Consider the following 26,623-nt stretch of genomic DNA (forward strand, 5'->3'; position numbering starts at 1 on the left):
TCAGATTCCGGCCTTGATCAGCTGATAGAAAGCATCGGGGTAGAGCAGCAAATAAATACAGCCCGCGGCGGTGATGCCGAGGGCAATCAGTGACGGCAGCGGCGCTTCCTGAATCGTGACAATACCGTTGTTCACCGCTACTGTTTCGGCGCCGCCATCGGCCTGTGTGTCCCGGGAAAAAAATGCGTGCAGGGGAATTGGCAGCAGGTAGGCAATGCTCAGCAGTGAGCTGACCATCAACAGCGCCATCAGTATCCACTGCTCGGCTTCAAAGGTGCCCAGCATCAGATACCACTTGCTCCAGGTGCCGCCGGTGGGTGGAATGCCGATAATGCACAGGCTGGCGATCAGGAACGCCGTCATGGTGATGGGCATCTGCCGGCCGAGTCCGCGCATGTCGCCGATCTCTGTCTTGTGCGCGGCTACCAGGATGGCGCCCGCACAGAAGAACAGGGTGATCTTGCCGAACGCGTGCATGACGATATGCAGTGCACTGCCGGTCATGCCCGCAGAGGTCGCCAGCAGGGCACCGAGACTGATATAGCCAAGCTGGCTCACGGTGGAGTAAGCGAGGCGCTTTTTCAGGTTCTGCTGGCGCAGGGCAACGATAGACGCCAGTAAAATCGAGGCGCCCGCCAGATACAGCAGCCACTTGGTGGCGGGAATGCTCTGCAATGTTTCAAACCCGAAAATCAGCAGGCAGATTTTCAACAGGACAAATACCCCGGCCTTGACCACGGCGACTGCGTGCAGCAGGGCACTCACCGGCGTCGGCGCCACCATGGCCGCAGGCAGCCAGCCGTGAAACGGCATGATTGCCGCCTTGCCGACACCGAATACGAACAGCACCAGCAAAACAGACAGTAGCGCCGCAGAGGTATCCGCGGAGAAAATCCCTCCCGGCTTGAAGGTTAACGTGCCTGCCAGTAGCCAGGTGGCGACGATGGCGAGGAGGAAGAAACCCACCGAGGTACCCAGCAGGATGCTCAGGTAAACGCGGCCACCGTGACGGGCCTTGTCAGTCCCTGCATGGGTCACCAGCGGATAGGTGCACAAGGTCAGAATTTCGTAGAACACGAACAGGGTGAACAGGTTTTCTGCAAACGCGATCCCCATCACCGCGCCGATGGAAACCGCAAACAGGCTGAAAAATCGGGTCTGGTTTTTCTCGCCGTGGCCGCGCATGTAGCCGATGGCGTAAAGCGTGGTAACGATCCACAGAAAGCTCGCTACCAGTGCGAACAACAGCCCCAGGGGCTCCACGCGAAAGGCCAGGCTCAACCCGGGCAGTATTTCCAGCCAGTGGGCGCTAATGGCCGTGCCTGCGAGCAGGGGTTGGTAGAGTTCTGTCGTCACTGCGAACAGCGCGCTGGCACTCACCAGGGATACCGCCTCCCGTATATTTTCCCAGCGTGCGGTCAGCTGAATTCCAATCAATGCCAGCAGAGGAATCAACAGGGCCAGCTGCAACAGGTTGGACTCACTCATGGTGCGGCACCTCCGATCAGGAATTGAGCGGCTGCAGCCGTTACCTCAACCGGCAGGCGAGTGTCGATACCGAAATAGATATTCGCGGCGATCAGTAACCAGGCGGGTAACAGTATCCCCAGGGGCGCTTCGGTAACCGCATCTGAATTCGCGGGCTGGAAATAGGCGGCCTCTACCAGGCGCCAGATATAAACCACTGCCAGCAGGGAGCCGAGCACGACCAATACGGCTACCCACCACAGCTGCTGCTCGATGGCCGCGGCAATCAGGTACCACTTGCTGACAAAACCGACGGTGAGCGGCATACCGATCAGGCTGATACCGCCAATGACGATTGCCGCCATGGTCCACGGCATGGCGCGGCCAAGACCGTTGAAGTGTTCGATACGACAGCCGCCGAGGCGATAGACCAGACCGGCCAGGGCCAGAAACAGGCCGCCCTTCATCAATGCATGGTTGAACAGGTGCAGCAGTGTCGCCTGCAGTGCAGTGGCCGTGCCGATTCCAATACCGACCACCATGTAACCCACCTGGGCCACACTGGAAAAGGCCAGCATGCGTTTGATGTTGGCTTGATAAATGGCGACGCCAGATGCGGCAAAAACACCCACCAGCCCCAGGCCAACGAGCAGTGTATCCATCGGCAGGTGGGACAGTGAAAACTGGATGCCGAAGACGGTAAAAGTGAATCGCAGTAACAGGTAGAGCGCCACTTTGGTGGCGGTGGCCGCAAGAAACGCGGTGACGATCGACGGCGCACAGCTGTACGCGTTGGGTAGCCACATATGCAGTGGAAACAGTGCGAGCTTGAGACAGATACCGACGAAGATAAAGGCGAAGGCGGCGAGCACCGTGGTGGATTGATCCATGGCGGGAATCAGGGTTGCCAGGTCCGCCATATTCAGGGTGCCGGTCATCATGTACAGGAAGCCGATCCCGATCAGGAGAAAGGTGGCCCCGATAGTGCCCATGATCAGGTACTGGAACGCAGCCCACAGCGCGCGCCTGTCGCGCCCGAGGGCAATCAATGCGTAGGTCGAGAGTGACGAGATTTCCAGGAATACAAAAACGTTGAACACATCGCCGGTGGCAACGATACCCAGAAGCCCGGCAAAACACAGTAGATAAAGCGCGTAGAAAACGGTCTGGCGGCTGGCCTCCAGCTCCTGCGCAACACTGGTCCGCGCCGCGGCAAGCACCACACTGCTCAGGCCCGAAACGATCAGCAGCACCCACGCATTCAGCAGGTCGATCCGGTACTCGATACCCCAGGGCGCCTCCCACCCGCCGAGGCGGTAGCTGATGGCACCTTCCGCATATACCTGCTGTAGCAACAACACACTGACAACCAGCGCGGCAAAACTCACCAGCAGGGTAAACAGCCAGACCAGTGTGGACTTGCGGATGATCAGGCAGGATGGAGCCGCTACCAGTGGCAGTATCACCTGCAGTATGGGGAGGTGGGCAAACATGGTTATTCCGCTCCCTCGACCGTTGACTGGCGCAATAGCTGTTCCTGTTTTTCTTCTGCGCTCTGTATATCCCGCTCTTCAATGGAGCCGTAAGCGCGTTTGATGCGAATCACCAGTGCCAGCGCCAGTGCGGTGGTGGCTATGCCCACAACAATTGCCGTGAGAATCAGTACATGCGGTAGCGGATTGGAATAAAGCACTTCCCCCTCACTGAGAATGGGGGCGCTGCCGCCTTCAACTTTTCCCACACTGATATAGAAAATAAAAACGGATGTCTGGAAAATATTCAGGCCGATAACTTTTTTCACCAGGTTGCCCTGGGCAATGACCATATACAGCCCGATCATCATCAGCGCGATGACGATCCAGTAGTTGTAGTGCGATGCCAGTAACATTTCAGCTGGCCTCCTGTCCCGGTATTTCCGGCGCAGCGTCGGAGGCGGGGTCTGTCCCGCGCAGGCGCAGTTGCTCCGAAAACAGGTAGAAAATCATGATCATCACCGAGGCCACGGTTATGCCCACGCCGAGCTCGATGGCAATGATGCCGATGTGCTGGCCGCTTACCGGATCCCCGGCGAGTGCGCTGTAATCGAGAAAGCTTTTGCCATTGGCCAGGCTGAGTAACCCGACACTGCCATAAACCAGTACGCCCATGGCAGATAGCAGCTGCACCACATCGTGGCTCGCCACGCGGCGTACCGCGTCCAGACCAAACACCAGCCCGTAGAGAATAAAACCCACCGCGAAAATCACGCCCGCCTGAAAGCCGCCGCCGGGCCCGTATTCGCCGTGGAACTGCACGTAGAGGGCATACAGCATGATCGGCGCGATCAAAACCTTGGCCACCACCTTGAGCACGATATCCTGAGACAGCGGCTGATTGTTTACTTGCGGGGGAAGCTGGAGTTCTACGGTTGAGGTAGCCCGCAATAGAGAAAGTACACCGAGACCCGCGGTAAAAATGACCACGACCTCCCCGAGCGTATCGTAGCCCCGGTAGCTGGCGAGCACCGATGTGACAATATTGGGGATCCCGATCTCGCGCATGGATTCCTGAATATAGTGCGGGGCCACATGTAATTGCGCTGGCGCATCGGCTGCGCCGAATGCCGGCATATCGTGGGTTGCGATGATCAGCAGCGCACCCAGTGGGATAACTAGGGCCAGTGCCAGTCGCGCGCGATTGCGGTCCGCGCGCTGGTGTCTGCCACACAGTGCCAGTGTCAGCAGGATTAGCAGGGGAGAAATTCCGGCGCCCACAGCTGCTTCAGTGAATGCGACATCGACGGCGCCCATGGTCATGAAAAAACCGGCGGACAGCAGGCCGTAAATGCCCGCCAGCATGGTTGCGGCGAACAGGTCCTTGATCCACGCGATCGATACTGCGGTGACCAGCAGCATTGCCAGCAGGGCGATATCCAGCAATAACTCCATTAATCGCGCTCCAGTATTTTGCATTCCCCTGACATCATGGTTTTACTCCCGATATTTTCTATTGCTAGCGGGAAACGCCTGCTGCTTCCACGGCGGTATCCGGCTCACTACCTTTGGTAGAAATTTTTTTCTGCGGCCGCCCATTACTGGCGCTGCCTTCCCACAGCGATTGCAATTTGAGTTCCGAATGCTGGGCGGATCGGGCCAGCGCGTGGCTGGCGGTAGGGCTGGTAAAAAATATGAATAGCAGGATCAGCCCGAGCTTGAACAGCGCCAGCGACCATCCCGCAATCAGCATAAGGCCGGTGATTACCAGGAAGGTCGCCAGCGTGTCGGTAATCCCCGCGGCGTGCATGCGGGTATAAAAATCGGGAAAGCGTAAAATGCCGATGGCGCCGCTCAGCATGAAAAAACAGCCCATTGCCAATAAAAAACCGCTGACTAGCGTTAAAATGGAGTCAATCACCGCGTGTCTCCTCCACAGCGGCAGCGCTTTTAAAAGCGCCGCCCGCACCGCTTCTAAACTCAAAATACCGCAATACTCCAATCACGCTGACAAAGTTGATCAGTGCGTAAACCAGCGCAATATCGAGATATTCCGGCTTTCCCAGGGTGAAACAGATTACCGCGATCAATAAAACGGTTTTGGTGCCGAACAGGTTCACCGCCAGAATGCGATCGTGAATTGTCGGGCCGAGCAGGGCGCGTATCAGTGCCAGTGCCATCACCACCAGCAGTGCGATCAGGGTTGCAGTCAGCATTGGGCCTCCGGCTGTGTAGCAGTGTCGTGATCTGGTGATGCGTCGCCTTCTGCCAGCTTGTGGATGCGTTGTTCCATCTCCCCTCGTTCGAGTTCCTGTAATCCATCCTGGGTCAGCGCGTGTACCAGAATGGAATCATTTCCGACATCGATGGAGACGGTGCCGGGAGTGAGGGTAATGGAATTGGCGTAGAGCACTTTGCCGAGATCAGTGCGCAGCACCGTGGGAATATATTTGCTCACCGGTGCGATGGGTTTGCGGCCCGGTAACAGACTTCCCCAGATACAGCCGACCACTTCGAGATTACTGGTGATGATTTTTCGCAGCAGCCACAGGTAGTAACCGGGGAGGGATGACCAAAGATTCAGAGGCAGGGATTCACCGTCGACTACTTTCATGCGTCGCGCAATCAGGATCACGAACAAGACTGACAACAGCCCGAAAAAGAGTATCAGTGGCGAGTAGAGGCCGGAATTGGCGAGCCAGATAAATGCAAGTACAGCGAAAAGACTAAAGGTGTAACGCATGAATGAATGACTGCTTTATCGTTTTGGTTACCGCGACAACAGAGATCAGGGGATGAGCCCCACACTTATTCCCCGGCCGCGTCGTCACAGCGGAAGTGGGCATTCAGTACCCCTATCAGTAGGGATTCCGCCGTCGCTTCTTCTGCAACAGGTTGCGAAATCCCTGCCACCTTGGCAGCCAGGGTGTCGATAGCGGTAGATCCGGGGAGGCAGTAACGGCTATTCAGGCGCTGTTCCGCGTCTTCCGACAGGCGGCTGGCGCGAGTGCGGATAGCGCGGGCTACGAATGGGGAGGGCTGGTCTTCGCTTGCAACAACGTCAGTGCTGGCAGACAGATACCCCTGGATAAAGGCGCGGCAGCTAGTGGCTTCGGGACTCTGCCGGTTCTCCTCGTGGGCTTTGCAGGCAGTGATCAGGCCCGGCGCGGTGAGGCCTTCAAGCGCGGATACCGACTGGCTGAGCGCGAGCGCCGCCGCGGTTGCCGCTGCGAATCCAGAACATGTAAATCCTTTCATACTCGCCACCTCTCTGTCTTTTTTATTGTTGGTTTTTTTGTTCGTAATTACTTTGGCACTTAAGGTGTGCGGAAGATTGCTAAATTTGTTAAAAAGTGTGCGGGCCTGTGTGAAATTTCTTTTTGGCGCGCTGTTTGGTTATTTGCGTTGAAACTGGCGCTAATTGGGCGTTTTTTAAATCTTTGTTACCGTGTGTGCAGAGGGAGAGCTTTATCGACGGGGGCTATTCAGAGTCCCACACGAATTTGTACATTTGGTCATAAATAACGATAAAGGTGCCAGATGGATGCTACCGGTGCGCCGAAAGCCCGACTTGTGGTGGTCGATGGCGACGAAGAGGCCTGCGGGCTATTGAGCTCCCTGCTCGAAGCGGAGGGGTACAGTGTGGAAATTCTGGGGAGCGGCGAGTTGCTGCTTGCCCATCTGGCCTCCCACACAGCGGATCTGATCCTGCTGGAAACCGTGCTTCCCGGTACCGATGGATTTGAGTTGTGTCGCCTGCTGTGTGGTGACGAGGCGATGCCGCCGGTGATGTTCGTTTCCAGTAAAAACAGTGAAGTGGACCGAGTGGTGGGGCTGGAGATGGGGGCCGACGATTACATTGTCAAACCCTTCAGTGACCGCGAGCTGGTGGCGCGGGTGAAAGCGATTTTACGTCGCGCCAACCGTCGCGCGCCCAGTGGCAAGCTCGGCCTCTACCGTTTTTGTAACTGGACCTTTTTCCCCGCGCAGATGGAACTCAAGGATGGAGACGGCAACACCATCGCCCTCTCCTCCAGTGAGACAGAGCTGCTGCTGGCTTTTGTACAGCATCCCCAGGAACCCCTCTCCAGAGACCGGTTGCTCGACCTCACCAAAGGCCGTGAGAGCTTTCCGTTTGATCGCAGTATCGATTCCCATGTCAGCCGCCTGCGGCGCAAGCTGGGGGATGATGCCAAGCATCCGGATATCATCAAGACCGCCTGGGGCACTGGCTACATATTTACCTACTCGGTAGAGCCAGGTTAAGCCGGGTTGGCCGAGAGACTGGGTGAGGGGGATAGAGAATAAAGTGGGGCGCAGGAACAGGGCAGCCAGGGGCCGCCCGTTCAGTGGGTCCGCTCGACGATATAGTCTGCGAGCAACTGTAGAATCTGGATGCCTGATGCACTGGTCGCATCTGGGCTGGCGGAAAGCGTCGTCAGAGCGCGGCTCGCTTCGCCGTGTAGTTCCGCCGCCTTGCTGCGGGCACCGTCAAGACCCAGCAGGGATACATAGGTGGGCTTGTTGCGCGCGGCATCGGCGCCCTGGGTTTTGCCCAGGGTCTCGGTATCCGCGGTTACGTCCAGGATATCGTCCTGCACCTGGAAGGCCAGGCCGATGGCCTCGGCATAGCGGGTGATGGCAGCCAGCTGATCGTCGCTGGCGCCGCCGATCATCGCCCCCATACGGGCACTCGCGGAGATCAGGGCGCCGGTTTTCAGGCGGTGCATCTCTTCCAGTTGCTCGAGGGCAAGGGCGTGATCCACCGCCGCCAGGTCGATGGCCTGGCCGGCAACCATACCGCGGGCGCCCGAAGCGTGGGCCAGTTCTGCGATCAGGCGGATCTTGAGCTCGGCGGGCAGGGCCGCGGCGGCGAGGAGCTCGAAGGCCTGGGTCTGCAGGGCATCGCCGGCGAGAATCGCGGTGGCTTCGTCGAACTGGATATGACAGGTGGCGCGGCCGCGGCGCAGGGCGTCATCGTCCATGGCCGGGAGGTCATCGTGCACCAGGGAGTAAGCGTGTACACACTCCAGGGCGGCCGCCGCCTCGTGGCTCTGGCCGGCTGCGCTGTTGCCCGCTAGAGCCTGGGCAGCGGCGTACACCAGTGCCGGGCGCAGGCGTTTGCCTGGGCCCAGGGCCGCGTAGTTCATGGCGGCGAACAGGGCTTCAGCGGAAGAGTGGTCTGCGAGTGCAGTGGTGAGGGTCTGTTCGACCTGCTGGCCGGCGGTCTGCAGGAACATCTTCAGTTTGGCAGGCATGGCTGCCGCGGTGCTACTGCTCACTTACTCCGCAGCTCCGGGGCCATTGTCTCCTGCAAAGTCGTCCTCGGTGTCGAAGGGCAGTTCCTGTACCTTGCCGTTCTCCTCCATCAGAACCTTTACCTTCTGCTCGGCACTGGCCAGCTTCTGCTGGCATTCGCGGGTGAGCTTTACCCCGCGCTCGAAGTCGGTCAGCGCTTCGTCCAGGGGCAGGTCGCCGCTTTCCAGGCGTTCCACCAGCTGTTCCAGTTCTTCCAGTGCGCTCTCGAAGGTTGCGGCTTTCTTTTTGGCTGCCATGAAGGGTATCTCTGATAGGGCTGCAGTTGCGGGCAACCTTAGCGGCTCGCAATAGGACGGTCAATTGGCGTGCGCGACTTCCCTCAGGGCAGGAAGTGCTCCAGCTGTGGCCCGCTGCCGTCCGACTGCACCTCCCGCTCCATCAGGAAATGCGCCAGCGCCCGTTTCTGGCTGCTGCTGAAACCGTAATTGGGCATCGGCGGCGTGGGCGTGTCGAAATAGTCTGCCAGTTGCTTGAGCGAGTATTTGCGGCTCAGGTCCCGCAGCGGCGCCTGCTGGTGGCAACGCACACAATTGCGCCGTTCGTAGATCTGGGCCCCCTGGCGGGCGGCGCTGCTGTCGATGGCGAGAGGCTTTTTCGGCGCGCTGATGGGCGGGCGATTTTCGGCGGGAATGGCGCTGCTGGCGGAATCCGCATCTCCGGGCTGTGCCCGGTAAACCGCACCGGCGTAGTCATCGGAGATATAAATATTGCCGCGGGCATCCTCTGCGATATCCACCGGGCGACCGTACACCGTGGTTTTGTCCTCGCCCAGGAAGCCCCACATAAAGTCCTGCGCGCGGATACTGCCGTCCTCCTGCCAGTGCAGAGCCACCACCTTGTAGCCATCCTTTACGTCCCGGTTCCAGGAACCGTGTAGTGCCACCAGTGCCGAGTCGCGGAATGTATCCGGCTGTTCCGGGCTGCGCAGGAAACGGATACCCAGCGGTGCATTGTGCGCGCGGAACTCGAATACCGGGGGAATCGAGGTGCGGATAAGTTGCTGTATTTCACCCGCATTTTCCCCAGCGCCCTCGCCGAAATCCGGGTCCGGTACGCGGTTGCCATTGGCGTAGGGCCAACCGTAGAAGCCCCCCTGCTGCACGCGGTTCAGCTCGCACGGGGGGAAGTCGTTCCCCAGCCAGTCGCGGCCATTATCTGTGGCGTAGAGCGCGGCATCTTTCGGCGACCAGTCAAAGCCCACACTGTTGCGTAGTCCGGTGGCGTAAATCTGGAAATCGCTGCCATCCGGACGAAAACGCATAATGGTTGCCCGGTGCGGGTCTTCCTCTATACATACATTGCAGGTGGAGCCGCTGGAAAGGTACAACCAGCCATCCGGCCCCATGCCGATGGTCTTCGTCCAGTGGTTGCCGGTATCGGCGAGGCCGCTGACAATTTTCTGGTAACGGCCGGCGATGCGACCATCGGAGTGATCGAAGGGCACCCGGCCCACGCCGTTGCTTTCCGCGATATACAGCCAGTCCTCAAACAGCGCCAGCCCGTGCGGCCGCTGCAGGCCGTCGATCAGTACCCGTTGGCCATCGGTCTTGCCGTCTTCGTTGCGGTCACTGAGCAGCAGGCTCACCTGGCCCAGCTTGGGTTGCGAGACCAGCAGATCGCCACTGCGGGTGACTGCCATAAAACGCGCGTTGGGCACCTGTTCACTGAACAGTTGCAGTCGATAACCCGGCGCCAGCATTAATTGACGCTCAACGGTTTTTTCATCGGTACTGGCGCCAATCAGTTGTCCCCAGGGGACATTGATACCAGGCACCCAACCGGCGACGATTGCCGCCACCAGCAGCAAAAAAAGAACAATGGCGCCGAATATTACCCGGCGGGTAAAAGTTAGCGCGTTTTTCGACGGAGCTTTCACGATCGTCTTGATCTCGTAACAAAAGTAACTATAGTAAGCCGCTAAATGTCGCACAGCCGTACCAGTTGCGATACGCGCCAAACCATCCCCCTCCGCTCTCCCGAGTGAAATGTGACGACGGTCACGTGCTTGTAAGACATCTCTTACAACAAGTTCAGCACTTTCCCACTACCTTATTTTTCCCCAGCGACCATAATGTATTTGCAAGGACGGAGAACGGATTGCAACGGCGGCAAGGATAGGTCCCCAAGGAATGGAGACCGCGCTGCCAGCCCGAAAGGATTTGGGCACCATCCTGTGAGACGCACCGCTTGGGCCGGATTGCCCAGGCGGTGTTTTACGTTTGGGGCTGTGAAAAACCTGTCCTGATCTTTTGCCGACATTGTCACGGCTTCCCTTTCCCAATTCAAATCATCCTGTCTATACAAGTCCCGGCGGTTTTCGTTGCCGCGCAACAGGCTTCTGCAAAAAAGTTTTTCTGCGTTTGCCCGGGCTAGATCGTTACGGACATCTCACAAAAGTAAAAAAACAGCAGCAGTTTTGTCCGCCAGTCTGGAAATCGTAACAAACCTCCGCTTTAATCAGGTAAAGCCGGTCCAAATAAAGTGACCGCGGAGGATGACGCATTCAGTAATGTATTGCCGTACCCGTTCGTAACGCAACCACCTTTCCATCATTGGTGGTCAAGCCTTCATCGCCCCCAAATTTCGCGCCATTCCTCCAGCGCCTCCAGATTCCCCAGTTTTCACAACCAATTTCCAGACTTCCAGAGCCCTGCCGGCCATCCCGCGGGGCTCTACTGTTTTCGTGGCTCGCAAAAACGGGAGGTGAACTCGTGCAAGCGCAAATCCTGAGGTTGAATCTCGCGGGGCAACCCCTCGAATGGCTGAGTTGGGAAGAGGCGGCCTGTCTGTACGTGCGGGAGCTGGTGACCTGGACCATGGGCGGGGTGGTGCAGACGGTACACGGCGGTATCAACCGCCTGGGAGAACGCTCCACCCTCGATCTCGCCGCGATCATTGCCTGTGGCGGCGATCGCATGGCGCGTCCGCGCAAACGCCCGCCGCTAAACAACCGCGCACTGTTTGCCCGGGACCAGCACACCTGTCTTTACTGCGGTAGCTGGTTTCCGATCCGCGAGTTAACCCGCGACCATGTGCACCCGGTTTCCAAGGGCGGCCGGGATATCTGGGAAAACGTGGTCACCGCCTGCCGTCGCTGCAACCAGCACAAGGGCAACCGCTTGCTGCAGGATCTTGAAATCGACTTGCTGGCGCTGCCGTTTGTGCCCAATGCGGCGGAATATCTGGCGCTTACCAACAGCGCGCGGATTCGCGGGGATCAGATGGAATTTCTGCGCGGGCAGTTTTCCCGCAAGCGGCAGGAAAGCTGGCTGTCAGAAGTGGTTCAGCAGGCGGGTTGATCTGAAATATGTGGTGCGGAAGCGCTTGCGGTGAAGGCGGCAATATCGGTTGCGCCACCTCCACCAAAGCCGGCTAAACGGCGTCGCGAATCAGCGCACCCAGGTAAGTGCTGAAATCGTGTCCCTGATTCTGCAGCATTTTCGGGAACATGGAGATCGGGGTCATGCCCGGGAAGGTGTTCACCTCATTGAGATAAATTTCCCCGTCGTCGGTGAGGAAGAAATCAATCCGCGACAGGTCCTTCAATTGCAGACCGATAAACGCCCGTTTTGACGCTTCGTGAATCCACCCCAACTGTGCATCGGAAAGCCCCTCTGCCACCACATGGGTCTGCGCGCGGCTCGCCTCCGCGTACTTTTCCTCGTAACTGTAAAACGTATCTTCCGGCGCACACACTTCCCCGGGCGGGGTAATCACCAGCTCACCCTGGTAGGTGTAAGCGGCAACTTCCAGCTCGCGGACCTTCAGGCACTTTTCCACCAGCACATAGGGCGACAGGCTGAATGCTTCGTGCAGGGCCTTCTCCAGTGCGTCTTCATCGCTCACCTTGTAACAGCCCACCGACGAGCCCTGGTTGGACGCCTTTACGAATACCGAACCCCACAGGGTCAGCGCATCCCGCGCGCGGGCGATCTCTTCCGAAGTATTCGCGCACAGGAATTTGTACGGGGTATTGTCGATCCCCAGCGCCGTCAGCCACAGTTTGGTGGTGATCTTGTTGAAACAGATCTTGCTCGCCTCCGAGCCGCAGCCGTAATAGGGCAGGCCGAGGATTTCCAGCTGGGATTGCAGGTCGCCGGTCTCGCCGGGATAGCCGTGAATCGCGGGAATCACGTAATCCACCAGTTGGGCGCTGCCGGTAGCGCTGTACAGCAGCTTGTCCGAGCGCAGCTCCTGCACCTGGCCGTTGGCATCCACAAAGCGACCGTCCGCTTCCATGGTGACTCGGGAGAGCTGGATATCGTTCAGTTTGCCCAGCTCGCGCTGGATGAAGTCCGCAGTGCGCAGGGAGACATCGTGCTCGCTGCTGCCACCGCCGCAGATCAGCAGTACGTGAATGGTCTGTTGGGCCTTGTCGCTCATTGGGCTCTCATCGTTCTTTCTTAATTGGATACCGCCGCGGGGGCGGCAAGCACCTGCGCACACTGCGCGGGCATCTCCGGTCTTTTCGGCGGCTTCTTCGGTACGGGTTTGGTCGGCGCCGGGCGGTTAAGGATGGCGTAAAATTCATCGCTAAACCACCAGTCGAGACCGCCGTTACAGGGTCTGCCGCGCACCTTTTTCTGGGGTTTGCAGTTTTTGTCTCCCGGTGGGCAGTTCAGGCGCACGTGAAAATGATAGTTGTGTCCCCACCAGGGGCGCACTTTGCGCAGCCATTCGTTATCGCTCCCTGCAATATCGCACATTTTCCGCTTGATGGTGGGATGCACGAATATCCGGGCGACACGAGGATCTTCCGAGGCGATACGCAGAATCCCGGGAATGCGTGCATCCCAGTTTTTTTCCAGCAGGATGTGCTTGCGGGTATCGGCCATGGGGATGGCGGAGATGTTGTCCCGCTCCCAGGCGCTCAGCGGGCGCTCGGCGGCGCGCTTGTCCTGGGAGAACCAGATATCTGCATCCAGCCCCATCTGGTGGCTTCTGTGTCCACTGCTGAACGGCCCGCCGCGGGCCATGGACATGTCGCCAATCTGCAGCCGGCCGAGATTGTTTTCTTCGACGGCGTTGGAGAAGTCCTTGAGGAATTCCACCAGGTACGGGTTGCCATAGTGCCGGTCGCGCCCGGTACGCACCAACTGGAATCCTTCTCCACGCAGTGGCATCTGTTCGGCACCACTCAGGCAGCCATTGCTGTAGCCACCGATACTGGCCGGTAGTTGATTCGAGGGCTTTTTAACGGCTTCCCACGGGTTTTGGGCGTGGGCGGGGAGGGCAATACACAACGTCAGTGTGGTGAGCAGGGCAAACAGGGATACGGGCATGTACGTCGACATAATTTACTGCGGTGGTGTCGGTTTAGGTTTTAGTGCCCGAGGAATTATAGAGGTTCCGCTGTGGACTTCTGTGGAATGGTCCGCTTGGGAGTTGTTGATTGGGATCGTGGCGGTACCTTGTAGATATTGCTGGGGCGGTCCAGGTACCGGTAAACCTTAGCTCGTGTCTCGCAAGAGAGCCCCATTTAGCCGAGCCGCCACAAGACGTTCGGGTAGGGGCCACTGAACTATCCGGTACGCAGCCCTGGCTTACAAAATCTCACGACAGGCCTGAACCAAAGCCTCCATCTCCTCATCAGTACCGATACTAATACGCAAGTACTCACTAATCCGCGGCTTGTTGAAATAGCGGACGATGATGTTGCGTTCGCGCAAAGCCACAAATAACGCTTCCGCTGAAATTTTCGGTGGCTTGGCGAAAATGAAATTGGCTTTGGACGGCACGATATCGAATCCCATCTCGGTCAGTGCCGCACAGGTACGCTCGCGAGTAGCGATGACCTTGGCGCAGTTGTCCGCCAGCCACGCGCGATCCGCGATTGCCGCTGTCGCCACCTTCTGCGCAATCCCATCAATCGGGTAAGAATTGAAGGAATTCTTTGCCCGGTTCAAACCCTCGATCAAATGCGCCTGTCCCATTGCATAGCCCAGGCGCAGGCCCGCCAGCGCGTGGGATTTGGACAGGGTGTGGATAACCAGCAGGTTCGGGTAGCGATCAATCAGGGTTGCGGCGCTCTCGCCGCCGAAATCGATATACGCCTCGTCGATCACTACCACCCGCTGCGGGTGCAGTTGCAGCAGTTGCTCGATCTCTGCCAGGGGCAGATAGCGGCCGGTGGGCGCGTTGGGGTTGGGCAGGATCACGCCGCCGGCATTTTCCACCGCGTAATCCTCCACCGCGATGGAAAAGTCGTCCCTCAGCGGCAGCTTGCGCGCCTCGATCTCGAAGAACTGGCAGTACACCGGGTAGAAGCTGTAAGTGATATCCGGGAACAGCAGGGGCTCGGGGCGTTTGAAGAAACTGTAGAACGCGTGCGCCAGCACCTCGTCGGAGCCGTTGCCGACAAATACCTGATCCGGCTGCAGGCCGAATTCCGCGGCAATGGTCGCGCATAGCTCGGTGGATTCCGGGTCCGGGTAAAGGCGCAGATGGGCAGCCAGGCCCTCTTGCGTCAGCACTGCCTGCGCCTTCGGGGAAGGCGGGTAGGGGCTCTCGTTGGTGTTGAGCTTGATCAGGCGGGCGGTGGTCTTGGGTTGCTCGCCGGGCACGTAGGGCTGGAGCTGCGCTACCGCGGGGCTCCAGAACGGGTTGTCTTGGGGCTGATCACTCATTTGATCGCTCATGCTGTCACTCCTTGGCCGGGCAAACAGGCCCGGCGGGCGGAGATTTTACGGGGTCAGCGCGCAGACTTCGACGCCTATTCGCCCTGAATACCCTGATCCTCCCCGGATTTTTTGCGCTTGGACTTGCTGCCGCCTTCGGCCTTGCTCTTTTCGATGGAAATATCAAACAGCGCCGGGGTGCTGGCGAGGAAATCGTCCAGCGGCACCGGGTCGCGCCACAGGAAATCCTTCGACTTAAGCTCCTTGGAGACCTCCGGAGAACCGCTGAACTCATCCATTCTGCCGATCTCCACCGCCGCGGCGAATCCCAGGAACGCCCACGGCAGCAGGATAGAGGCCACCAGTCGCCAGTGCGGGGCAACATTCAGGGCCAGGTAGGCCGCGCACCACAGCATCACCGGAATCAGAATCGCCAGTGCCAGGATATTCAGCAGCGGCATGATCTGGTGCAGGGAGAAATTGAAATTGAGCAGGGTGCCGAACCACTGCCAGGCGGCGTAAACCAGCGCCGCGGTTGCGGCGATGGACAGGTGGGCGAGGAAGTGCGCCTCGTGTTTTACCACCTTGCCGATAAAGGACCAGGCCGCGGCATAGATCAACAGGGCGAGGACCGCGTTGGTCAGTACTTCCACCGCGCCAGTCCACTGGAACTCGCCGGTATTACCCAGATAGGCCATCCACAGGCTGAAAGCCCCCACCAGCGCGCACAGGATCACCGCCACCAGCGGCGTTGCCAGGCGGTCGAAGATGGTCTCTGCAGAGTGCAGGGGGATGGCGGGGGGGACGCTGGTCTCGGTATCGATAAAGCGCAGGCGGCTCTTGCCGAGCTGGATCTCGTCGCCGCTCTGGATCAGGTGCTCGCGGATGTTCTTCGGTCTCACCGACTTGTCGAGAAAGTTGCGCATCAGGCGCACGCCGTTGAGGCTGTCCAGATCCCGCAGCACGTAACAGCCGTCTTCGTCGCGCACCACTTCCGCGTGCACCGGGTCCACGTGGGGGTCTTCCACCATCACCGGGTTTTCATAACAGCGCCCGAGAGTGGCGCGTTCACCTTCCATGCGGTAGCGGGTGCCCACCCGGTGGGCACGATTGATTTCCTCGATAATCAGTGCCATTGGATTTCACTCGCAAACTTCTGGGTAAAGGCCGTGGCAGATTCCTGGGTGAAGCCGGACAGGGTGAAATGGCTTACCAGGGCGCGATTGTTCTGGTCCACGGTGAGGCTGACGTAAAACACATCGTACAGATCCGGGAAGTCCTTGTAGCGGCGCACACAGTAGGAGGTGCGCGCGATCACCGGATCGCGCTTGCCGCTGGCTTTGGGCGGGGTGGCTTGCGCGGGCTCGTCTTCTGCCTGGCCCTGCTGTTGGGCTTCTTTATCGTTCCCCGCCGCTGTGTCCGTCTTATCGCTGGTGTTGGCGCCGATCTTATGTCCATTGCGCGGATGGCTGGTGAACTGCTGCTTGCAGTTGAAATCGGTCACATCGTCCTCGCCGGCACTGTTGCCGGGGAAGAAGCCACTCATGTTCTCTTCATAGGCACTGTAAAAGCGCGAGGAGCGCAGGTCGTCTGCCTCCAGCCAGAAGAACTCGTATTCCACACGCCCGGTATCGAAGTCCTCCGACAGGAACACCACATCCTGCCCGGTACAGCCCTTGGCCACCTGGGTAACGGGCTCGTCCTCATCGTCGGTGGAACTACCCCAGCACTGGATCGACGGCACGATTTCTCCCACCACCATGGCTTCCCCCAGCGGGCGCAGCTGCCAGTCTGCGGCCAGTACCTGGTCGATAATGCGCTGCTGGTTCTTGTGCAACTGGCGGCTGATCACCGGCTGCAGTTCCAGGGCGCCGTTGCCGGCGGTGGCTTCCTTTTTGTAATCCAGCAGCAGCGCAACCAGTTTATCCACAGGCACCAGGAAGCTGATCTGGTTGCCCGCGGTGGCCACATTGATACCCACCACCTGGCCATTGCGATTGATCACCGGGCCGCCGCTCATACCGGGGTTGATGGAACCGGAAAAATGAATGCGATCGTAAAAACTGCCGCCGGCAATCCCGTTGTAGGTGCCGGGGACAATGGTCATGCCCAGGTCGAGGGGATTGCCCATGGAGACAATGGTCTCGCCCTTGCTCGGGGACTTGGATGCCAGGCGCAGGAAATCACTGCCCGGTTCGCCCTTCTGGCGCAGGATGGCCAGGTCGTTGATGACATCCACGTCCAGCAGTTCCAGTTCCCCCTCCTTGCCGTCCACCGAGAGGTACTTGAGCGCGTACTTGTCCGGATCGTGCACCGCCTCGGACACCACATGGTAATTGGTGGCCACCAGGCCATCGGTGGAAATCTGGAACCCGGAGCCCAGCCCGGCTTTGGAATTGGACGACAGCTCGATCAGACGGATCTGGTACAGGCTGCCGCGGTAATCGCTGTACAGCTGCTCGTAGCTCTGCGCCAGTACCCCACCGGCGGCGCACAACAGCAGCAGAGCCAGCAGGGGAGAAAACAGACGCTTGTAAAAGTTGGACATATTGTGTGGTGCTTATGGCTAGCAAAAATTCAGGTGTCGCATGGCGCGCCGCAAATGTGAACGGGTGCGGGCAAAAATAGCGACGCAACAGCCTGGCGAAATTCTGGCCGAAAGGTCGGCCGATATTACGGGATCGGTCACAGCCCAACAAGCGAGCCGGGTAGCCGCTACCCGCGGAGAAATTCCGTCAACGACTGTTGAGTGTAGTGAACGCCGTAGTGATGCGTGTAATTCCGGGCCGGATTAAGTGCAATGTGAGTAATCACTTTGCCTGGCGCCTTTTACTGCCAGTAAATTGCGATTTGTGTAATGGCGTGTAATGGCTTGTGATCGACCTGTAATGGGTCCATCCGTAAAGTGCGTATCAAGGTTGAGGGGCGCGAAGCCCGGTCGTCACAGGAGCCGTGGCGAGGTGGATTGCAGACACCCTGTTAGCAGAGACCGTTACGGAAGACGGACTGTATTACAAGGAGCTGGGGAGAGCGACGGAATTGCTCTCCACTCAGTGAACAGTAACGCGCACTCAGCCATTGCCAAAGGATTGGTAACCGAACGATCCCGCAGGACTCCCAGTAGTTCCTGCAGGAAAGTTTGGTAAGTCAGGAAGAATTCCGGCGCAAGCCGGAAAGTCAGGCCAGCCCGGTAACCACAGAGCCTAGGAAGCCGGGATTCTAGGAAGGGCCTGTCAGAGGCACGGATGCCTCATTTTCGCTCTTGATAGTGTTGTTGTAACCGTAGATGGCTGGGACCATCTGATTCATACCGGCAGTAAGTTTGCTTACTGCCGGTTTTTTTTTGGCAAAATTCTGCCGAACTATGTGTAGAAAAATGCCAAGCGGTTGCAGTAAGCTGTGTGACGCAGTTCTCGTTCTGAGTCTGTGTTTGTTTGCCTAAATGTTTCAAGACCAACGATCACCCTGGGCGGTTTGCAGGGAGGATAGTCATAATTTACAGGATAGAAAGATGACCGAAGCAACCGAAGCGGTAGAAGCCTGCATTGAAGTGCCGGCGGAAGGAAAGACCACCTTTAACTTTACGCTTGAGCCCACTGGTGCAGATCAGGTGTGGACGCTGAAAGATGAAGATGGAGATGTTTGGGAAACCATCTGTGTCAAATTTGAGGGAGTATTGGCAGGGGGGCCAGAGAAGTCAGGCACAGCCACGTTGATCGTTACCATGGTCAATACCGATTTGGTATTCAAGAAGTTGCCCGGCAATATCGATGGTATCGAAACATATGATGAAATCGATGATGGTCTTGGCGCGATCAAGAAGTGCAAAGTTAAAAATCAGCAGCCGCAGGTTTTGGAGATAGACCTGAAAGCGAATAAGCAGACTGCGAATGGTTTTTCATTCAAGTGGGTCGGGCAGGATCAGAGCGGAGAGACTGTTTATTCGGCTGACCCCAAAGCGCGGATCGAGCCGGAATAATCAGTCGCAGATAGCGTTCGCGACCGTTTGCGAGACTTCGGGCTGGGTGCAGAGCTGCTGGAAGGCCGGCAGGTTAAACCACTCTGCGCCCATGCCTTGCTGTAACAAAGCTTCTAAATGGTAATTCGCCGATCGCCATTCTCTGGCTAGTGCATACACTTGGGCTGCGGCATATCTAACGTATGTGTCATCGCTTGCCTCGCGAATCATATTATTAACCAACACAATTGCTCTGGTCGAATTTCCTAGATTGGCTTCGGCGATGGCTTTAAATTGCTGTGCTTCAAGCCCGTTTTCTTCTTTAGACACTTCCAGCAATTTTCTAAAAGCCCGCTGAGCATCTTGCTTTTTTTCGAGCATTAGATACGTTTCAGCTATTTGCCCCAGAGTGGCGGGGTCGTCGGGCACTTCATTAATGACAGATAAGAAAATTTGTAAAGCGTGTTCGTAACTTTTTTGTAGGAAAAGTACGACCCCAAGATTGGACTTGGTACGCCAGCCGCGTAGATTCTCGGGAATGGAGGTAATGGCACTTTCTGCGGCTCTTAGATTGCCGCTTTCCAGCTCTATAACGCCGAGTAGCGCGTATGAAGACCAGTGTTCTGGGAAATGTTTGGTGATTCTGCTCAGGGTGATGCGAGCGTTTTCGTAATCTCCACTGGCCGTCTGGTTTATTGCTATAAGGTAAAGATTGTCGGCGGATGGGTTTAGCTGGGCTGCTTCCTGGGCATAATGTAGCCCCGCCTCGTAATCCCCCTGTACATAAAGGAATCGTCCATATTTCGCAAGTAGCGCTGCGGAAGGGGCTTCCTGCGATTCAAATTTTTTCAAGAGTTTTTCGAAAGAAGCTTTATCGTCGCTATATGTGCGCAGCCATAGTTCCTGCACCAGTAACTGTTGCCGGTCCAGTTTATGGGTGTGCGCTCTTTCAAGCATTGCAAGGCCGCGTTCGATAAATGCCCCTTGATCTGTTTGCACAAACAGTTTTGCGGAAACGCTGGTGTAGGCGTGGTAAAGATTGGTATTTAGTGGGTATTGGTTGATCATTACTTCCAGTACGCTGAGGTCCTCTGGGCTGAGATCTTTTTGATCCAGCCTGCTGAGTATTTCCAGATACTTACGATAGTCCTCGTCGGACATCGAAACTTGCGCTCTAGTCTTATTTGTATGACTGGCTGGAAATAACGCCGTAGCACTGTTGGTAATGCGGTATTCCCCTTCCTGCTGCTTATCTGCGAGAAAGGTAAAGCTTTTTTGTTGTTTGATCTGGCTATTTACAGGCTCTATTCGTTGTATATCAATTTCGCAGCGCACTTGCGCGCACTCTAGCCTTGCAAAAAGCGCATCGGTAACCCCCTTATCCTTCAGCTTTTGCAACTGCGCCTCAAAATCCTGCCCCTCCTTCGGGGTAAAGCTCACCAGCGCACTCGCCTTCAACTGCGAAACCGAATTCATCAACGCCTGCCGCACCATGGTCCTGGTCAGCGCCTTGGCATTCTCCTCGCCGCGAATTTCACCGTTAATTTCCACCGGCATTACCGCAATATATTGCGGCTCCAGCCGGGTGAATTCCTTCCAGCCCCAGTAACCGCTCGCACCCACAACCAGTGCGACGGCTATGCCCGCCACAACCCGCTGCCAGCGGCGGCGGCTTTTGATTTTGTGGTGAGTGAACAGGTCGGTCATGGTTGCGGTGAAATCTTCGCTCTCACTCTCCAACCCCTGTTTGTGTAACAGTGCAAAACCTTGGTACACGACCAAGGCGTTTTGCGGGCGCTGTGCCGGATCTTTGGCCAGCAACTTGTCCAGCAGTATCGCCAGTGGCTCCGGGATATCCGGCCACGCTTCCTGCGGCGGGGTGTGGGCCTCGTTGGTAATGCGGTTGGCCATGGCCAGGGCGCCGGCCTCGTGTTTTTCAAACGGGCGGCTGCCGCACAGCAGTTCAAACGCGATGGTACCGAGGCTGAACAGGTCGCTGCGGGCATCCAGGGGTTTGCCGAGGATCTGCTCTGGCGACATGGCGGTGATGGTGCCGGCCAGCTGGTTTTCTTCCGTGAGGGTTTTCTCATCCAGCTGCTGGGATTTGGCGATGCCGAAGTCGGTGATCTTGGCCACCGGTTCGCCCTTGGCGTTTTCGGTGATGAGGATATTGTCGGACTTCAGGTCGCGGTGAATGATGCCGAGGTTGTGGGCCTCGCTCAGGCCCAGGCAGATCTGCATCAGCAGGCTGAGTTTCTGCTGCAGGTTGGGGCTGCGCTCGCGCATCCAGGGGCGCAGGGTGGTGCCCTCGATATATTCCATCACCAGGGCGATATCCCCCTGGTCTTCCAGCACATCGTGCAGGGCGACGATATTGGGGTGGTTGAGCTGGGCTAACAGGCGCGCTTCCTGCTGGATGCGGTCGCGGGCGTTCTGGCTGGCGGCGTTGTCTTTGAGTTTCTTGATCGCCACCTGGCGGTGCAGTTTGAGATCTTCCGCCAGGTACACAATGCCCATGCCTCCGGCACCGAGAGTGCTCTGGATGCGGTAGCGGTCGCTACCCACAAAGACAGGGGAATCGGTACGCGGCTGTTGTTCAACCTCGGGATCTGCAATATCCATCTGCGTGTGTTCTTTTTGTTAGAGCCTATTGGGTGCCCGTGCCGAAACCCCTGGCGCGGGCCAGTGCGAGCCGTGGGAATCGGTACAGGGTGCTGGCCCGTTACAGATTCACACTGGTCTCGCCGCTGCGGGCGATCTGGGATTCGTCCGCTTGCTGGTGGTGTTCCTTGCCCGCGCAGAGCCCCGGATATTGCTGCCGGAGATCGTCGAACGAGGGCATGTTGCAGATTTTGACAAACCGCGCGGTGCAATACCAGATGGGCGAGATGCCCTGTTCCAGGGTCTTGCGGATATGCGCCTTGGCGGAGAGCAGGTCGCCGGTGCTGATGTACACCTGGGCCCGGGCGTAATTCACGTAGAGGTCGTCCGGGGCAATGCGGCGGATACTGATCAGGTTTTCCACCGCCTTTTCCGCCTCACCCAGCTCGGCGTAGGCGCGGGCCTGCATCAACAGGCCTTCCCAGTCGCGGCGCTCGCGGGTGAGCTCAAAGGCCTGCTGTGCAAGTTCCTCGGCTTTTTCCGGCTGTTGCTGCTCACGGGCAATTTCCGCGCGGTACAGCAGCGGGTCGGCGTCCTTGGGGGCGAGGCTCGAGACCTTGGTAAAGCACTGCTGGGATTGGTTGTACTCTTTCTGAATGTAGTAGGCCAGGCACAGGTTGTAGGTGTCCATGGGGCCGATGCGGTCGAGCCCGGCCTCGGACAGCAGCCGTATGGTTTCATCGGGCTTGCCGGTGTCGAGCATGTTGGCGGCGAGCATGGAGATGGCGGGGATGGCCTTGCCGTTTACCGCGATAGTCTGCTGCAGCACCTCGTTCGCCGCCGGCATGTCTCCCAGCAGGCTCAGGTTCAGAGCCTTCATCACCAGATAGTTGTAACTGGTGCGCAGCTTCAGGGCACTGTTGATCTCCCGCAGGGATAGCTCGTAATCCCCACGGGACTGGTGGTACGCCGCCTTCAGGTGGTGGTAGACGGTCTTGTCCGGGAGGGTCAGCTTGAGCTGCGCCAGCAGGGATTCTGCGGGGCCATCCTGACCGTTGATGATGGCCAGATACAGCTTGGTAATCAGCAGTTCCGGGGTGTCTTCGAGCCTGGCGGGCACCTTCTGCAACAGCTTTCTCAGGCGTTCGACGGAGTCCGCTGCGCGGGAGTTGAACTCGTGGTCGATGGTCATTTCCGCGTACAGCTCGTACAGCGGTGGGAAGCCCGGTTCGCGCGCCTGCAGCTCGTCCAAACGGTCCAGTAACTCTCCCCGGTGAAGGGCGTCGTGGCGGCGCTCGTAGATCTCCAGATAGGTGAGGTAGTCCTCGGCACTGATCTGGGTGAGCGGGGCTGTGGCGCGCGCGGGATACTCCGGCAGCAACTCATCCACCTGGTGCAGGGTGCGGGCCCGGCTTTCCAGGCTCTCATCGATTTCCAGCCGGGTGCTGTTGCTGTGGACCACCGCCAGGGTATCGCTGTCGAGCAGCTCCAGCGAGAGTTCGCAGCTGCGCGTTGCGCAATCCAGCGTGGGGATCAGCAGCAGGTCGGCATTGAGCGACTTTGCCTGTACCGCCAGCGGCTGGTCCTGCAGGTCGCGGGTTTCTGTGTGGGGAACCAGGAAGAGCCCTTCGCGGCCGGCCAGTGCCTGCTTGAGCGCGCTGCGCACGTTGCCGGCCAGCAGCTTGCGGTTCTGCTCACTGGGCGTGTCGTCTTCGCCGCCCGGCATTTCCGCCTGCAGGATGGCAATGTACTGGCCGGAAGTGGGCGCATCGGAAAAGGTGCTTATGCCGAGTGCCGCCAGGGCGCCGAGGGCGCACACCGCGAGTGTGGCGACGATACCGCGCACCGGCCAGCGGCGCCGCTGGTCTGCCTGCTGATAGAAGTTTTCCGCAGTGACCGTGGCGGTAATGCTGTGGGTGCGGGTGAAACTGGTGGAGCCGCCCTGGATCTGGTGGATAACGGCCTCCAACTCTGCGGCCACCTCGGCGGCGTTGAGCGGGCGCTGCTCCGGCTTCTTGGCGAGCAGTTTGTCGAGCAACAGGCACAGGGCTGCGGGCAGTTCCGGGGCCACGCGGGCGGCGGGCGGATGCGGGCTTTTGACGATGCGATCCACGGTCACGTAGGGACTGCTGTTGTCCCCGAACGGGTTCTGTCCGCACAGCAGGCGATAGGCCAGCACACCGAAGGCAAACAGGTCGCTGCGGTTGTCCAGCGGTTGGCCCTGGGCCTGCTCCGGGGACATGGCGCCCCAGCTGCCGGCCACGTGCTGCTCGCGGGTGAGGTCGCTGTCTTCCTGCAGGTCCTTGGCGATACCAAAGTCGGTGATCTTGATGGTGCCTTCGCTGTCCACCAGGATGTTTTCCGCCTTCAGGTCCCGGTGGATGATGCCGGCGCTGTGGGCGCGGGACAGGCCAGCGCAGATCTGCTTGAGAATCTGCAGCTTGCGCGGCAGGTCTGGCGAACGTTCCCGTTGCCAGCGGTGCAGGTTGCTGCCGTCTACATACTCCATCACCAGGGCGATGCCGTTCTCGCTCTCGACCACGTCGTAGAGTTGCACGATGTTGCTGTGGTTGAGCTGGGCGAGCAGCAGGGCCTCGCGGCGAATACGTTCGCCGGCGGTGCCACTGTTGGGATTGCGGAGCAGCTTCTTGATGGCCACACGGCGGTTAAGGCGCTCGTCGGTTGCCAGGTACACCACACCCATACCCCCGGAGCCGAGTCTGGCGGTGGCGCGGTAATGACCGATGTAGAAGGGTAACTGCTCTGTTTGCATGGTGTTGACTGCGGTTGTAACTCTTTGTGTTAGACCGCCGTCCGTGGATGGTCAGAGCCCGCCGTGGGCGGGCGTGTTGTTGTTTTGTCGAGTCCCTGCGTTGGCTTGTTTCTTCAGGCCGGTTCCGGGACCACCGGGTGTTCGCCGGTGGAGGCCTCCACTTCTTCTTTCTGCGATCCCTTGAAAATATCCAGCAGGAAGCAGCCGAGGCGCATCTCGTAGGCCCGGCGTTCTACCAGTCGTCCGGTATCGATGGCGTCTGGCAGGCTGTCTGCAATCTGCTTGCGCGCACGGAATATCTGCGTGTTCAGGTGATTGACGGTGATGCCCAGCTCGCGGGTGGCGAGATCGATGGCGACCCAGCCCTGGTCGGGGCCGTCCACATTGCGCTGGATGTCGCGGATACGGGCGCGCGCCAGGTACAGCAACAGGTAGTTGTGGGTGCGCGCAGCCAGGTCAACACGGGTGTCGTCTTTGGACAGCTGCAGCTGGATGTGTTCTTCGTGGTGGCTGACGATGAACTGCAGGCGGAAATCCGATACGCACAGGCTTTTGAACGAGAGCTCGGTCGTGGTGCTCTGGCTGTTGGCCAGGAACAGCTCCCAGCTGTTGCGGGCGCAGTCGACGCGGCTGCCGTGATTGACCACCTTGGCGTATTCGCTGTGCTCGGGACTTTCGAGCAGCTCGTAAATCCACACCCCGTTGATGGGGTTGAAGTGCAGGCTGGCGATGGGATCGTGTTCGTCCGGCAGCAGGTGGTAGGACTCCAGCACCTGCGCTTCCCCGGATTGGATATCGATCAGCAGGTTCTCCGGCGGATCGAGGTTCTCCACTTTCCAGACCGGATTGTTGGCGCGGCCGAAGGCGAGCCTGTCGCCGAGCTGTAGCTGGTGATTCTTGGCCGGCACCAGCTGCTGGTCGTTGACCCAGGTGCCGTTGCGGCTGAGATCGCGCACCACCCAGTGGCTACCGGTCCACTGAATAGCGGCGTGAATACCGGAAATCTCTGGCAGCGTGATGCGGGTATCCGCGACTCCCTGGCGGCGGCCAATCGTGTGGTGCGCCATCAGGTACACGGGTTGATCCCGATCAGGATGTTGCAAGCAGGCCATGTTCAGTCCCTTCCCCAAAAGACTGCGACGCGCTACCCGAATGGTGTGAAACCGGTGCTCGGCGGCGTGCAGAAGTTATCGAGACAGGGCGGCCGGAATGCTTCTCACCGGGCACCACCGTGTGCCCGACGTCGTGCCGGATGCTACCTGCGGGGCAGGGCATCGCACGGGCCGATTGTTTTTGCCGGGGGCGCTGTCACGAAGCTCGAGTGGTACACCATTTGCCATGCTCGGCAGCGTGATCCACTTCTCATTTTCGCCTCTGCAACTGCGCTTTTCGCCGCTGTCTTGAGTCAGTGGACGCTAACCGACTGGGCGAATGTCCACTTTAGTGTTGCCGGTCCATTTATACCGGACTGCGTCCCGAATGCAACGGCTGGATGCCAATTGTTTCCAAATGAGGGGCTTGTTAGAACGTTGACTCTGGTGTCGCCTAATTCAACGTTCATTGGTTGCGCGATTTGCGGAACTGGAGGTGTGGAAATTCAGGGGCTATTTGTCTTCGTGATTGGGCAGGTTGCGGCTGTCCTTGCGGTCCAGATCGCCCACATCCAGCACCGGTGAAGCGTCGATATGTTCGGCGTCCATCATCAGTGCCACGCGCTGCAGCGCGGAGATGATCATGGACTGTTCCCACTCGCGTAGGTCACGGAACTGTTTGACGAAGTGCTCCTGCAGCGGGGTGGGGGCATCGCGGATGATGTCTGCCCCCTTGTCTGTCAGGTAGGCGTGAACCTTGCGCTTGTCTTCGGAGGAGCGTTCCCGGTACACCAGGCCGCGCTTTTCCAGGCGGTCGAGGATGGTGGTTACGGTGGCCTGGCTGAGACTGATTTCCTTCGCCAGGGCGCCGATGGTCACCTGGCCCTGCTCGCGGATCGCCTGCAGCAGCAACAGCTGCGGCGCGGTCAGCCCCGCCGTTTTGACCAGCTGCTTGGAATGCAGGTCTGTGGCGCGGATCAGACGGCGCAGGGTGATCAAAACTTCTTCAATTTTATCCATCAGCAGCAGGCTCTTGAAATCGGGGTGGCAGGCATGGCGGCTTACATGCCCGCCGCCGATTTTGGATTCTGCGCCGTTTTTGTCAATTGCCTCGTTGCGGTAAATGCTTTCCTGGCCACTTTTTGAACCATTAGTCGGTTTCCGGGTGGTCTTTGGCGACACCTTTTCCTGCCCTTGCCCAGGTGGCTTCGCGCGCCCGTCAATGGTGCGCGAGCCCCGTAGTTGCGCGGGCTCCGCGCCATCTTGGGGCTCTTCGCTGGCGTCGTAATTGGTCGCGTTCTGATCAAATTGCATGAGGCTTGGCC

Annotated in this window: 23 protein-coding genes; 3 read left to right on the plus strand and 20 right to left on the minus strand. The window is 58.6% G+C overall.

The features are described 5' to 3' along the window. The 8 genes from HUW35_RS09650 to HUW35_RS09685 all read right to left on the minus strand — a co-directional run bounded on the left by HUW35_RS09650 (nt 1) and on the right by HUW35_RS09685 (nt 6,197). On the minus strand, nt 1–1,488 hold the full coding sequence (locus tag HUW35_RS09650; protein WP_181252159.1) for a proton-conducting transporter membrane subunit: 1,488 nt from the start codon (nt 1,486–1,488) through the stop codon (nt 1–3). Next, nucleotides 1,485–2,960 carry a monovalent cation/H+ antiporter subunit D family protein gene (locus HUW35_RS09655; protein ID WP_181252160.1) on the minus strand — a complete coding sequence of 492 codons (1,476 nt, stop codon included), beginning with the start codon at nt 2,958–2,960 and terminating at the stop codon, nt 1,485–1,487. Before HUW35_RS09655 ends, HUW35_RS09650 begins: the two co-directional genes overlap by 4 nt. Before the next feature lie 2 nt (nt 2,961–2,962). Further along, nucleotides 2,963–3,355 (minus strand): cation:proton antiporter subunit C, encoded by a 393-nt coding sequence (locus tag HUW35_RS09660; RefSeq protein ID WP_181252161.1) that lies wholly within the window; start codon nt 3,353–3,355, stop codon nt 2,963–2,965. A 1-nt stretch (nt 3,356) separates the two neighbouring features. Continuing rightward, nucleotides 3,357–4,394 carry a DUF4040 domain-containing protein gene (locus HUW35_RS09665; RefSeq protein WP_181252162.1) on the minus strand — a complete coding sequence of 346 codons (1,038 nt, stop codon included), beginning with the start codon at nt 4,392–4,394 and terminating at the stop codon, nt 3,357–3,359. Nucleotides 4,395–4,458: 64 nt separating this feature from the next. Next, on the minus strand, nt 4,459–4,923 hold the full coding sequence (mnhG, locus tag HUW35_RS09670) for a monovalent cation/H(+) antiporter subunit G (RefSeq protein WP_255463215.1): 465 nt from the start codon (nt 4,921–4,923) through the stop codon (nt 4,459–4,461). Further along, nucleotides 4,853–5,155, minus strand: coding sequence for a monovalent cation/H+ antiporter complex subunit F (locus HUW35_RS09675; RefSeq protein WP_181252163.1), 303 nt, complete (start codon nt 5,153–5,155; stop codon nt 4,853–4,855). The genes mnhG and HUW35_RS09675 overlap by 71 nt, the downstream gene beginning before the upstream one ends. Beyond that, nucleotides 5,149–5,682, minus strand: coding sequence for a Na+/H+ antiporter subunit E (locus tag HUW35_RS09680; RefSeq protein WP_181252164.1), 534 nt, complete (start codon nt 5,680–5,682; stop codon nt 5,149–5,151). Before HUW35_RS09680 ends, HUW35_RS09675 begins: the two co-directional genes overlap by 7 nt. A 65-nt stretch (nt 5,683–5,747) precedes the next feature. Beyond that, nucleotides 5,748–6,197, minus strand: coding sequence for a Rap1a/Tai family immunity protein (locus HUW35_RS09685; protein WP_181252165.1), 450 nt, complete (start codon nt 6,195–6,197; stop codon nt 5,748–5,750). 282 nt (nt 6,198–6,479) lie between these two features. On the opposite strand from HUW35_RS09685, the gene HUW35_RS09690 reads away from it, so the two are divergent. Then, a complete protein-coding gene (locus tag HUW35_RS09690) occupies nt 6,480–7,205 on the plus strand; it encodes a response regulator (RefSeq protein WP_181252166.1) in 726 nt (241 codons plus the stop codon). 80 nt (nt 7,206–7,285) lie between these two features. Here the strand turns inward: HUW35_RS09690 and HUW35_RS09695 are convergent, their stop codons facing one another. The 3 genes from HUW35_RS09695 to HUW35_RS09705 all read right to left on the minus strand — a co-directional run bounded on the left by HUW35_RS09695 (nt 7,286) and on the right by HUW35_RS09705 (nt 10,134). Then, nucleotides 7,286–8,197, minus strand: a complete 912-nt coding sequence (locus HUW35_RS09695; RefSeq protein WP_181255640.1) for a polyprenyl synthetase family protein — start codon at nt 8,195–8,197, stop codon at nt 7,286–7,288. 24 nt (nt 8,198–8,221) lie between these two features. Continuing rightward, the gene (gene xseB, locus HUW35_RS09700; protein WP_078083004.1) at nt 8,222–8,494 is read right to left on the minus strand and encodes an exodeoxyribonuclease VII small subunit; all 273 of its coding nucleotides are present in this window, start codon (nt 8,492–8,494) and stop codon (nt 8,222–8,224) included. 83 nt (nt 8,495–8,577) lie between these two features. Next, entirely contained in the window at nt 8,578–10,134 is a 1,557-nt protein-coding gene (locus HUW35_RS09705) for a PQQ-dependent sugar dehydrogenase (RefSeq protein ID WP_255463217.1), read from the minus strand. A gap of 835 nt (nt 10,135–10,969) precedes the next feature. Here HUW35_RS09705 and HUW35_RS09710 point away from each other — a divergent pair. Beyond that, nucleotides 10,970–11,557: an HNH endonuclease gene (locus HUW35_RS09710; protein ID WP_181252167.1), complete on the plus strand. Its 588-nt coding sequence runs from the start codon at nt 10,970–10,972 to the stop codon at nt 11,555–11,557. A gap of 73 nt (nt 11,558–11,630) precedes the next feature. On the opposite strand, the gene HUW35_RS09715 is transcribed toward HUW35_RS09710, so the two are convergent. The 5 genes from HUW35_RS09715 to HUW35_RS09735 all read right to left on the minus strand — a co-directional run bounded on the left by HUW35_RS09715 (nt 11,631) and on the right by HUW35_RS09735 (nt 17,423). Then, complete coding sequence (locus tag HUW35_RS09715; RefSeq protein WP_181252168.1) at nt 11,631–12,641, minus strand: D-alanine--D-alanine ligase; 1,011 nt, start codon at nt 12,639–12,641, stop codon at nt 11,631–11,633. 20 nt (nt 12,642–12,661) lie between these two features. Then, nucleotides 12,662–13,552 (minus strand): penicillin-insensitive murein endopeptidase, encoded by an 891-nt coding sequence (mepA, locus tag HUW35_RS09720; protein WP_181252169.1) that lies wholly within the window; start codon nt 13,550–13,552, stop codon nt 12,662–12,664. A gap of 249 nt (nt 13,553–13,801) precedes the next feature. Next, nucleotides 13,802–14,896: a histidinol-phosphate transaminase gene (hisC, locus tag HUW35_RS09725; RefSeq protein ID WP_181252170.1), complete on the minus strand. Its 1,095-nt coding sequence runs from the start codon at nt 14,894–14,896 to the stop codon at nt 13,802–13,804. Nucleotides 14,897–14,970: 74 nt separating this feature from the next. Next, on the minus strand, nt 14,971–16,011 hold the full coding sequence (locus tag HUW35_RS09730; RefSeq protein WP_181252171.1) for an FHA domain-containing protein: 1,041 nt from the start codon (nt 16,009–16,011) through the stop codon (nt 14,971–14,973). Next, entirely contained in the window at nt 16,002–17,423 is a 1,422-nt protein-coding gene (locus HUW35_RS09735; RefSeq protein WP_181252172.1) for a S1C family serine protease, read from the minus strand. The genes HUW35_RS09730 and HUW35_RS09735 overlap by 10 nt, the downstream gene beginning before the upstream one ends. A gap of 963 nt (nt 17,424–18,386) precedes the next feature. On the opposite strand from HUW35_RS09735, the gene HUW35_RS09740 reads away from it, so the two are divergent. After that, the gene (locus HUW35_RS09740) at nt 18,387–18,854 is read left to right on the plus strand and encodes a hypothetical protein (RefSeq protein ID WP_181252173.1); all 468 of its coding nucleotides are present in this window, start codon (nt 18,387–18,389) and stop codon (nt 18,852–18,854) included. Here the strand turns inward: HUW35_RS09740 and HUW35_RS09745 are convergent, their stop codons facing one another. From HUW35_RS09745 to HUW35_RS09760, 4 genes are all read right to left on the minus strand, one after another. Next, on the minus strand, nt 18,855–21,455 hold the full coding sequence (locus HUW35_RS09745; RefSeq protein WP_255463218.1) for a protein kinase: 2,601 nt from the start codon (nt 21,453–21,455) through the stop codon (nt 18,855–18,857). A gap of 100 nt (nt 21,456–21,555) precedes the next feature. Continuing rightward, the gene (locus HUW35_RS09750) at nt 21,556–24,207 is read right to left on the minus strand and encodes a serine/threonine-protein kinase (RefSeq protein WP_181252175.1); all 2,652 of its coding nucleotides are present in this window, start codon (nt 24,205–24,207) and stop codon (nt 21,556–21,558) included. Between the two features lie 113 nt (nt 24,208–24,320). After that, on the minus strand, nt 24,321–25,319 hold the full coding sequence (locus HUW35_RS09755) for an FHA domain-containing protein (protein ID WP_181252176.1): 999 nt from the start codon (nt 25,317–25,319) through the stop codon (nt 24,321–24,323). Nucleotides 25,320–25,811: 492 nt separating this feature from the next. Further along, nucleotides 25,812–26,318, minus strand: a complete 507-nt coding sequence (locus HUW35_RS09760) for a MarR family winged helix-turn-helix transcriptional regulator (protein ID WP_181255642.1) — start codon at nt 26,316–26,318, stop codon at nt 25,812–25,814. Nucleotides 26,319–26,623: the final 305 nt, after the last annotated feature.

The sequence above is a fragment of the Microbulbifer sp. YPW1 genome (genome assembly GCF_013367775.1).
Taxonomy (GTDB): domain Bacteria; phylum Pseudomonadota; class Gammaproteobacteria; order Pseudomonadales; family Cellvibrionaceae; genus Microbulbifer.